Source organism: Tepidimonas sp. (assembly GCF_036825565.1).
Taxonomy (GTDB): domain Bacteria; phylum Pseudomonadota; class Gammaproteobacteria; order Burkholderiales; family Burkholderiaceae_C; genus Tepidimonas.
In genome coordinates this window covers 37,442-47,470 of the sequence record NZ_DAISXZ010000007.1, presented here as the reverse complement: position 1 = coordinate 47,470, position 10,029 = coordinate 37,442, and the positions used below count along the sequence as shown (strand labels likewise).

The 10,029-nt window shown below is 71.2% G+C and carries 8 protein-coding genes; 2 read left to right on the top strand and 6 right to left on the bottom strand.

The window, feature by feature from the left end; translation table 11 throughout:
• Positions 1–1,053: bifunctional riboflavin kinase/FAD synthetase (locus V7026_RS02410; protein ID WP_334153650.1), on the bottom strand; the 1,053-nt coding region annotated here is incomplete at its 3' end.
• A gap of 56 nt (positions 1,054–1,109) precedes the next feature.
• Here V7026_RS02410 and V7026_RS02405 point away from each other — a divergent pair.
• Complete coding sequence (locus V7026_RS02405; protein WP_334153649.1) at positions 1,110–1,667, top strand: HNH endonuclease; 558 nt, start codon at positions 1,110–1,112, stop codon at positions 1,665–1,667.
• 2,289 nt (positions 1,668–3,956) lie between these two features.
• Here V7026_RS02405 and V7026_RS11420 read toward each other — a convergent pair.
• The 3 genes from V7026_RS11420 to V7026_RS02390 are packed head-to-tail and all read right to left on the bottom strand — an operon-like array spanning position 3,957 to position 7,034.
• Entirely contained in the window at positions 3,957–4,685 is a 729-nt protein-coding gene (locus V7026_RS11420) for an aldehyde dehydrogenase family protein (RefSeq protein WP_443082302.1), read from the bottom strand.
• A 33-nt stretch (positions 4,686–4,718) separates the two neighbouring features.
• A complete protein-coding gene (locus tag V7026_RS02395; protein WP_334153647.1) occupies positions 4,719–5,831 on the bottom strand; it encodes an acyl-CoA dehydrogenase family protein in 1,113 nt (370 codons plus the stop codon).
• Positions 5,832–5,852: 21 nt separating this feature from the next.
• Entirely contained in the window at positions 5,853–7,034 is a 1,182-nt protein-coding gene (locus V7026_RS02390; RefSeq protein ID WP_334153646.1) for an acyl-CoA dehydrogenase family protein, read from the bottom strand.
• A 97-nt stretch (positions 7,035–7,131) separates the two neighbouring features.
• On the opposite strand from V7026_RS02390, the gene purN reads away from it, so the two are divergent.
• Positions 7,132–7,752, top strand: coding sequence for a phosphoribosylglycinamide formyltransferase (purN, locus tag V7026_RS02385; RefSeq protein WP_334153645.1), 621 nt, complete (start codon positions 7,132–7,134; stop codon positions 7,750–7,752).
• Between the two features lie 50 nt (positions 7,753–7,802).
• On the opposite strand, the gene V7026_RS02380 is transcribed toward purN, so the two are convergent.
• Together V7026_RS02380 and V7026_RS02375 are read right to left on the bottom strand one after the other, a co-directional pair.
• Positions 7,803–8,384 (bottom strand): YqaA family protein, encoded by a 582-nt coding sequence (locus tag V7026_RS02380; RefSeq protein WP_334153644.1) that lies wholly within the window; start codon positions 8,382–8,384, stop codon positions 7,803–7,805.
• Between the two features lie 16 nt (positions 8,385–8,400).
• A complete protein-coding gene (locus V7026_RS02375) occupies positions 8,401–10,017 on the bottom strand; it encodes a peptide chain release factor 3 (protein WP_334153643.1) in 1,617 nt (538 codons plus the stop codon).
• Between the last annotated feature and the right edge of the window lie 12 nt (positions 10,018–10,029).

Genomic DNA, 10,029 nt, shown 5'->3' with positions numbered 1-10,029 from the left:
GGCGGGCGTGGGGCCGTGCGCGGCAAACCAGGCGCGGGCATCGGCGCAATCCTGTGCGATGCCGGCGGTCAGGGCATCCAGGCTGTCATACCGGCGTTCGTCGTGCAGCTTGTGCAGCAATTCGACGCGGATGATTCTACCGTAGGCCTCTCCCGGCACCGGGGCGTGCGCCAGGGCGGCGCGCACCCGCTCGGGCCAGTCCAGACAGTGGGTTTCCAGCAGCACGCGGCCACCGTTGACGTCGTTGGGGTCCAGCGAGGGGCGCACGCCCAGGTTGGCCACTCCGGGCAGCGGGGCGGCGTCGGGCGCCGGATCCAGCCCATGCACCTGCACGACGAAAATGCCGCTGGCGGCCGGCTTCCAGTGGTCGAAGCGCAGGTTGAGGGTGCGAAAGCCGTCCCCGTGACCGGAGGCCGACTCGCCGAGGGCGCGGCCCAGTTTGCGCCCGTGTACCACATGCCCACTGATGGCGTAGGGGCGCCCCAGCAGGGCGGCGGCGCGCGCCATGTCGCCGGCGGTGAGCGCCTCGCGCACGGCCGAGCTGGACACGCGCAGCCCGTGCACCTCGTAGCTCATCATGCGCGCGACGTCGAAGCCCCGGGCCTCGCCCGCCGCGTCGAGCAGCGCGTAGTCGCCGCGGCGCTGCGCGCCGAACCGAAAGTCGTCGCCCACCAGCACATACCGCGCGCCCAGGGCGCCGACCAGCACCTCGTCCACGAACGCATCGGCCGACAGCCCGGCCAGCGCGTCGTCGAACGGCAGGATCACGCATTCGTCGATCCCGCAGCGGCGCAGCTCGGCGAGCTTGTCGCGCAGCGTGGCGATGCGCGCGGGTGCCAGTTCCGGACGGCGGTGGCGGGCGGCGAAAAAATCCCGCGGATGCGGCTCGAAGGTGACGGCGCACGACGGCACGCCGCGGTGCCGCGCCTCGTTGATGAGCAACGCCAGCATCGCCTGGTGACCGCGGTGTACCCCGTCGAAGTTGCCAATGGTCAGCGCCCGCGACGAGGCGGGACGCTGGCGCAGGTTGTGCAAGCCGTAGGTGATCTTCATGGTGGGCGGGCGGCTGTCACGCGAACGTCGCCAAAGCGCGTTACTATGACACAGCCATGAGGGTGCTGAAGTTGACCGGGCAAGGCCTGCCGCAGGCGTGGTTGACGCTGGAGGAGGCCGTGCTGCACTACGCTGCCGGCGATGTGCGCTGGGTGGCGGGGGCGCAAATTGCCACGTTTCGCGGCGGGCACAACGCGCGCACCGGCCGGCAATCGGTGGTGGCGGTGCACTCCATCATCGGCACCCGGGGCCAGACGGCGATCAACCCGTTCGACATCGTGCCGTCGCTGTCCAACGCTAAGCTGTTCGCCCGCGACCGGCATGTGTGCGCCTACTGCGGGGAACGCTTCGACGAAGCCCTGCTGACGCGCGAGCACATCCGGCCGCTCGCGCAAGGTGGGCGCGACCACTGGATGAATGTGGTGACCGCCTGTCGCGCCTGCAACCACCGCAAGGGCAACCGCACGCCCGAGCAGGCGCACATGTCCCTGCTCTACGCGCCCTATGTGCCTAGCCTGTGGGAGGACTTCATCCTGCGTAACCGCCGCATCCTGGCGGACCAGATGGAGTTTCTGCTGGCGCACCTGCCGCGGCATTCCCGCCTGCGTGCCTGAACCCACGACTCGAGGCATACCCCCAGGTTGGGGCGGGTCCCCGGCGCCGCACGCCAGCGCCCATGGCGCGGAAAAGCCGGTTACGATGGCTCCACCGCGCCGCCCCTACCATCCCCATCCGCCGCGAAGGAGCTCCCCATACCGGACGCCTGTGCCACCGCTGTCGCAGACGCCCACCGCTGGCGCTTTTTCCGCGCCGGCGGCGTGGAGCAGGTGCGGCTGGACCATGCCGCCGACCTGTGGGGCCTGGGAGAGCTGGACCCCAAGCTGTGGGCAGCGCTGGCCTGCCCGACCGCAGGACTGGCCATTGCGCCGCAGACGCTGGCGGCGCTCGACAGCGACAGCGACGGTCGCGTGCGGCTGCCCGAGGTGCGCGACGCCGTGCGCTGGCTGGGCCAGCGGCTGCGCGATCCGGCGCTCATCTTCTTGCCCGGCGATGCCTTGCCGCTGGCGGCGCTGACCGAGGACGAAGAAGGGGTGGCGCTGCAGGCCGCCGCGCGCGAACTGCTGGTGCGCGCAGGCCGCCCGGGCGCCGAGGCGCTGCAGGCGTCGGACATGGCGGACCCGGCGCAGGTCTTCCCCCCGGCGTTGCCGAACGGCGACGGGGTCGTGCCGGCCGATCTGGCCCGTGCGGAGGACGCGGGCCTGGCGGACTGGGTGGAGCGGATCGCCGCCGCACGCGGGGCGACGCCCGACCGCAGCGGCCAGCCCGGCATCGACGCCGAGGCGCTGGCCGCGTGCGAGGCCGACGTGGCCGCGGTGCTGGCGTGGCAGGCAGCCCGGCCGCCCGGCGACGCGCAGGCGATGGCCGCGGCGCTGCACGCGGTGGATGCCGTGGCGGCCAAGGTGGAGGATCACTTCACCCGCTGTCGGCTGGCCGCGTTCGACCCCCGGGCCGCGGCCGCCCTCGATTGGACGCCCGAGCAGGTGCAGGCCCTGGCCGATCAGGCGCTCAGCCCGGATCGGCCCGAACTCGCCGCCTTGCCGTTGGCCCATGTGCAGCCGTCGGCCGTGCTGCCGCTGCGCGATGGCATCAACCCCGCCTGGGCGGCGGCCATCGCCGCACTGCACGAGCAGGCCGTCGCCCCGTTGCTGGGCAAGCGCGACACCTTGGAGGCCGACGGCTGGTCGCGGCTGTGCGAGCGCCTGGGCGCCTGGCGCGCGTGGGCGGTGGCGCGCCCGGATACACCGGTTGCCGATTGGGATGCCGATGCCCTGGCCCAGTGGCGCACCGCCGATGTGCCCGCGCGTCTGCGGGCCCTGATGGCGCGCGATCGCGAGGCCGCCGCGCTGGCGGATCGCCTGGATGCGCTGCAGCGCCTGCTGCTGTGGCGCCGCGATCTGGGCGTCCTGTTGCGCAACGTCGTCAACTTTGCGGATTTTTACGGTGGGGCGCAGCCGGCCGCCTTCCAGGCCGGCACGCTGTTCATCGACCAGCGCGAATGCCGGTTGTGCCTACCCGTGGCCGATGCGGCCGCACATGCGCAGCTCGCCGCCTACAGCGGGCTGTATCTGCTGTACTGCCAGTGCGAGCGCGCCGGCGAGCCGCCAATGACCATCGTCGCCGCCCTGACCGCCGGCGATGCGCCGGACTTCATGGTCCCGGGGTGCAACGGGGTATTCGTCGATCGCCGGGGGCGGGACTGGAACGCGCGCGTCGTGCGCGTGGTGGAAAACCCGATCAGCGTGCGCGAGGCCTTCTGGGTCCCCTACAAACGGGTCGCGCGGCTGATCGGCGAGCAGGTGCGCAAGTTCGCCGCAGCCCGCGAGCAGGCGGTGCAGGCCCAGGCGGCCGAGCGCGTCGGCGCGGGGGCCGAGGCCGTGCAGCGGGCCGAGGCCAAGCCCGCGGGGCAGCACGCTTTCGACATTGCGCGCTTTGCTGGTATCTTTGCCGCCATCGGCCTGGCGCTGGGGGCGATCGGCACGGCGCTCGCCGCCGTGGTCACGGGCTTTTTGCAACTGGCGTGGTGGCAGATGCCGCTCGTGGTGCTGGGGTTGATGGTGCTGATCTCGGGACCGTCGGTGTTGCTGGCGTGGCTCAAGCTGAGGCAGCGCAACATCGGTCCCCTGCTGGACGCCAACGGCTGGGCCGTGAACATTCGTGCCCGCATCAGCATCCCCTTTGGCGTGCGGCTGACCGCGCTGGCGGCGTTGCCCCCGGTGCCCAGCGCGGCGGGGCCGATCCGGATGCCGATACGCCCTCGCCCTGGCGCTGGCTGGTGCCGCTGCTGGCGGCGTTGGCCGTGGGTGTGTGGGGGTGGCGCGCCGGCTGGTGGGGAGGGTGAAACCCTAGCGCCGCAGCATCCAGCGCAACAACCGCGCGCTGAAGGCACCGTAGGGCGGCCGCACCCAGCGGTCGAAGACCGCGCCCACCAGCGGGTGCTGCAGGTACACCCCTTTCAGGTGCGAGAACCGGTCGAATCCATGCCGGCCGTGGTAGACCCCCATGCCGCTCGGCCCGATGCCGCCAAACGGCAGGCCGTGCTGGGGCTGGTGCAGCGTGCAGTCGTTGACCGCGGCCATGGCCGACTCCACGCCGCCGTCGTAGGGAACGATGGGCGGCAGCGGGCCAAAAATTTCCTCGCGCATCAGCGCACAGTCGGCCGGCGGGTCCAGCACGGCGACCGGCCCCATGCAGCGCGCGCCGGTAGGCCCGGCATCCCGGGTCCGACTCATGAGTGGCACCAGCGTGGCACCGCCCGCAGTGGCTTCTTCCGCCAGCCGTTGCATGCGTGCCCAGGCGGCGGTGGAAATCAGCGCGGTGTAGTCCGGGTCCGCCTCGCCCAGCGGCCAGCGCCGCCGCACACTCTGGTGCAGGGCGGCGACGAAGTCGGCCTGCCGCGCACGTGGCACCAGACAATAGTCCGGCGCGATGCAGGTTTGCCCGGCGTTCCAGCCCTTGGCGGTGGCGATGCGGTCGGCCGCCTGGGCTAGATCGGCGCCCGGGCCCACGATGGCCGGGGATTTGCCGCCCAACTCCAGCGTCACGGGGGTGAGCTGCGCGGCAGCGGCTTGCATCACCAGCCGCCCGACGCCCATGGGGCAGGGCGCTCAGGCCGCCACGCCGGCCTCGTCCGTCATGCGGGCGGCGACTTCGCCCAGGTGGTGCAGCGTGTCGCCAAAGGTCAGCTCCAGCTGCGTCAGCGTCTTGAAGCAGTGGCTGACGACGTACTCGTCCGTGACGCCGATGCCGCCGTGCAGTTGCACCGCCTGCTGGCCCACGAAGCGCATCGATCGCCCGAGCTGCACCTTGGCCCGCGCCAGCGCCTGGCGGCGTTGCGGGTCGGGCTCGCCGAGCTTGAGCGTGGCGTAGTAGCTCATGCTGCGCGCCAGCTCGAGTTCCATCTTCATGTCGGCTGCGCGGTGGCGCAGCGCCTGGAAACTGCCGATCGGCACGCCAAACTGCTTGCGCGTGTTTAGGTACTCCATCGTCAGCGCCAGGGTGCGGTCCATCACGCCCACGGCTTGCGCGCAGGCCAGCGCAATGCCCACATCCACGGCCCAGGCCAGCGCGGTGTCGCCGTCGCGGCTGACCAGCCGGGCTGGCGCGCCGTCCAGCACCAGATCCGCGGCCCGACTGCCGTCTTGGGTGGCGTAGCCGGTGGCGGTGGCGTCGGAAGCTCCCCGTTCTACACAAAACAGCCCCAGCGTGCCATCCAGCCGCGCGGGCACCAGCCAGGCGTCGGCGCGGTCGCCAGCCGGCACCACATGCTTGGTGCCCGCCAGCCGCCAGCCCGTCCCGTCGGCCGTGGCGGTGGTGGTGCAGTGGTCTAGCCGGTGCCGGCCCCGCCGCTCCGTGTGTGCCAGCACCATCCGGTCGCCCGCGGCCAGGCGCGGCAGCCAGTCGGTCTGCAGCGCGGCGTCGGCATGGCGCTGCAGCACGGCGGTGGCCAGCAGCGTCTGCGCCAGAGGCTCTATCACCAGGCCGTAACCCAGCGCTTCCATGACGACCAAGGCCTCTACCGGGCCCAGGCCCAGCCCCCCGTGCGCCTCGGGCACGGTCAGTCCGGTCAGGCCCAGATCGGCCAGCTCGCGCCAGGCATCCGCGTCGAACCCCCCCGCCGCGACGATGCGGCGACGGCGCTCGAAGTCATAGCCTTTGTCGGCCCAGCGTCGCACGGCATCGCGCAGTTGGATTTGCTCGTCGGTGAAATCGAAATCCATGACGGTCTCCGGGATCGGGGATCAGCCCAGCAGCGTCTGGGCGACGATGTTGCGCTGCACCTCGTTGCTGCCGCCGTAGATGGTGGTCTTGCGCATGTTGAAGTAGCGCGGCGCCAGGGGGGCCAGCGCGGGGTCGCCCCCCAGAGCGTCGGCCGCGGCGTGCCCCTCCAGTGCCTGCTCCAAGTAGGGCAGGGCCATCGGGCCGGCGACCAGCATCATCAGTTCGGTGGTGCGCTGCTGGATCTCGCTGCCGCGGATCTTGAGCAGCGCGGCGATGTCCAGCGCGGGCTTGCCGCTCTTTTCCGCCGCGAGCACGCGCAGCACCAGCATTTCCAGCGCGACGATGTCCACTTCCAACAGCGCGATCTGGTCGCGCAGGCGCGGATCGTCCCACACGCCCTCGGCCTGCGCCAGGCGCTTGAGGCGCTTGAGCTCGCGCTTGGCACGGTTGACGTCGGCGATGTTGGCGCGCTCGTGCGACAGCAGGTACTTGGCGTAGGTCCAGCCCTTGTTTTCTTCGCCGATCAGGTTGTCTGCCGGCACGCGCACGTTGTCGAACCAGACTTCGTTGACCTCGCACTCACCGTCCAGCAGCCGGATGGGCCGCACGGTGATGCCGGGCGACTTCATGTCGATGAGCAAAAAGCTGATGCCCGTCTGCGGCTTGCCCTCGGTGCTGGTGCGCACCAGACAGAAAATCCAGTCGGCGTGCTGGCCCAGCGTGGTCCAGGTCTTTTGCCCATTGACGATGTAGTGGTCGCCGTCGCGCTCCGCGCGGGTGCGCAGGCTGGCCAAGTCCGAGCCCGAGCCCGGCTCGCTGTAGCCCTGGCACCACCAGACCTCGCCGCTGGCGATGCCAGGCAGAAAGCGCCGGTGCTGCTCCGGCGTGCCAAACGCCATGATGACGGGCGCCACCATCACCGGGCCGAACGGCAGGATCGGCGGGGCGCCCGCTTCGGCCAGGGCCTCGTCGAACAGATGCTGCTGCACCGGTGTCCAGCCCGGCCCGCCGAAGGACACGGGCCAGCGGTAGGCCAGCCAGCCCTGGCGGCCCAGGATGCGTGCCCACCCCTGGATATCGTCTTTGCTCAGGCGCAGACCCGCGTGCACCTTGGCGGCCAGATCGGGTGCCAGGTGCGATGCGATCCAGGCCCGCACCTCGTCGCGAAAGGCCAGTTCCTCGGGCGTGAATGCCAGATCCATGCATCGTCTCCTCGTCGGTCGAATCCCTGTTTATGCATGGTCGTTCGGTTTTGCGCTGTCGGGGGCGCGACAGCGCCAGCCGCTACACTGCCGGGCCATGAGCGCAGCCCCCCGACCGACCCCCCGCCCGCTGGTGATTCTGATCTCCGGCACCGGTAGCAACATGCAGGCCATCGTGCGCGCGGCGCAGGCGCAGCGCTGGCGCGAGCGCCATGGGGCGTTCGTCGCCGCCGTCATCAGCAACCGGCCGGACGCCCAGGGGCTGGCCTGGGCGGCTGGGGAGGGCCTGCCGACCGCGGTGGTGGACCACAAGGCCCACCCCAGCCGCGAGGCGTTCGATGCGGCCCTCGCAGAGGCGATCGCGCGCTTCGACCCCGACGGGCAGGCGCTCGTGGTGCTGGCTGGCTTCATGCGCATCCTCACGCCCGGCTTCGTCGAGCGCTTCGCCGGGCGGCTCCTCAACATCCACCCGTCGCTGCTGCCGGCCTTTGCGGGGCTGCACACGCACCGGCGCGCCATCGAGGCGGGCTGCCGCTTCGCCGGTGCCACCGTGCACCTGGTGACGGCCGAGCTGGACCACGGCCCGATCCTGGAGCAGGCGGTGGTGCCGATCCTGCCCGGTGACACGCCCGAGACGCTGGCCGCGCGCGTGTTGACGCAGGAGCACCTGATCTACCCGCGCGCCATCGAGCGCTGGCTGCGTAAGATGGCGGACTGAGCCCGCCTGCGGCGCGGTGGTCGACGTCCCACCGCCGGGCAGCCGCCGCTTCAACGCAGCGCCCAGAGGGCGCCGCCGGCCGCCACCAGCGCCACCACCGCCCAGCCGATGCGGTCGATGTGGCGGCGCAGCAGCGGCTCCATGCGCGCGCCGCCCCAGCGCATCAACGCCGCGACGAGGAAAAAGCGCGGCCCCCGCCCGACGAGCGAAGCCAGCACAAACGGCAGCAGCGGCATCGCCAGCGCCCCGGCGGCGAGGGTGAAGACCTTGTACGGAATCGGCGAAAAGCCGGCGACGAACACCGCCCAGGCACCCCAGGCCTCGAACCACGCCACCGCCTGCTGGTAGGCCGGCCAGTAGCTGCTGGCGCGCAGCCAGGGCTCGAGGGCCGCAAACGCCAGCCAGCCGATGAGATACCCGGCCAGCCCCCCCAGCACCGAGGTCCAGGTGGTCAGCCACGCCAGCGACCAGGCGCGTTGCGGCTGCGCCAGCGCCATCGGCGCCAGCATCACGTCCGGCGGCACCGGAAAGAACGACGACTCGGCAAAGCTCAGCGCCCCCAGGTAGCGCGGCGCGCGTGGGTGGCGCGCCCACTGCAGGGCGCGGTCGTAGAGCGGGGCGAACAGGCGCATCGCGGCGGCTCCCGTCTCAGGCGTGGTGGAACACCAGCCCCGCGTGCTCGCGCATCGTGTGGAAGCGGATCTTGGGCCAGTTGCCCTCCACCGCGCGCAGTGTGGCGGGGTGGTCGAGCAGGATGGCCGGCGCATCCACCGCGTCCCAGGCCATGCGGTGCAGGTTGGCGTCGATGAAGCGCTTCAGTTCCGCCTCGCCGCCGTTTTCCGGCGGGCAGGTCACCCAGCGCACGACGTGGTAGGGGCTGGCGGCGATGCGCGCCTTGACGCCGTATTCGGTCTCCAGCCGGTGTTGCACCACCTCGAACTGCAGTTGCCCCACCGCCCCCAGCAGCAGCACCGAGCCCGCCATCGGCCGAAAGACCTGGATCGCGCCTTCCTCGCCGAGCTGCTGCAGGCCGGCGCGCAACTGCTTGGTGCGCAGCGGGTCGGCCACCTCGACGCTGCGGATGATCTCCGGCGCGAAGAATGGCAGCCCGGTGAACTGCAGGGCCTCGCCTTCGGTCAGCGTGTCGCCCAATTGCAGCAGCCCGTGGTTCGGAATGCCGATGATGTCGCCGGCGTAAGCCTCCTCCAGCAGCTCGCGCCGCTGCGACAGAAACGACACCACCGTATTCGGCTTGAACTCTTTGCCGGTGCGGGTGATGCGCAGCTTCATGCCGCGCTCGAAGCGGCCGCTGGCCACGCGCACGAAGGCCACGCGGTCGCGGTGCGCAGGGTCCATGTTGGCCTGGATCTTGAACACCACGCCGCTGAATTTGGGCTCGGTCGGGGCCACCTCGCGCTGCAGTGCGGGCTTTGGCCCCGGCGGCGGGGCCAGATCGACCAGCGCGTCCAGCACCTCCTTGACGCCGAAGTTGTTGATCGCCGAGCCGAAAAACATCGGCGTCTGCGTGCCGGCCAGAAACGCCGCGTGCTCGAACGGCGGGGTGGCGCCTTCCACCAGCTCCAATTCCTCCTGCGCCTGCTGCCACTCGGTGCCGAAGCGCTGCTCGATGGAGGGGTTGTCGCGCCCGGCCAGGATTTCCTCGTCGCCGCCGCGGCGGTCCTCGCCGGGGGCGAAGACGCGCATCTGCTCGGCGCGGCGGTCCCACACGCCGTGGAACAGCTTGCCCATGCCGACCGGCCAGGTGAACGGCAACACCGTCATGCCCAGCTCGCGCTCGATCTCATCCAGCAGGTCCAGCGGCGCCTTGACCTCGCGGTCCATCTTGTTGATGAAGGTCAGGATCGGCGTGTGGCGCGCGCGGCAGACCTGCAGCAGCCGCCGCGTCTGCGGCTCCACGCCGTTGCCGGCGTCGATCACCATCAGCGCCGCGTCCACGGCGGTCAGCACGCGGTAAGTGTCCTCGCTGAAATCCTGGTGCCCCGGCGTGTCCAGCAGGTTGATGACGCAGCCGCGGTATTCCATCTGCATCACCGAGCTGGCCACCGAGATGCCGCGCTGCTTCTCGATCTCCATCCAGTCGCTGGTGGCGTGGCGTGCAGCCTTGCGCGCCTTGACGCTGCCGGCGATGTGGATGGCGCCCGAAAACAGCAGCAGCTTTTCGGTCAGCGTGGTCTTGCCCGCGTCGGGGTGCGAGATGATGGCGAAGGTGCGCCGGCGGCGCACCTCGGAGGCGAGGTCTGGCATGGGGCGCGATTA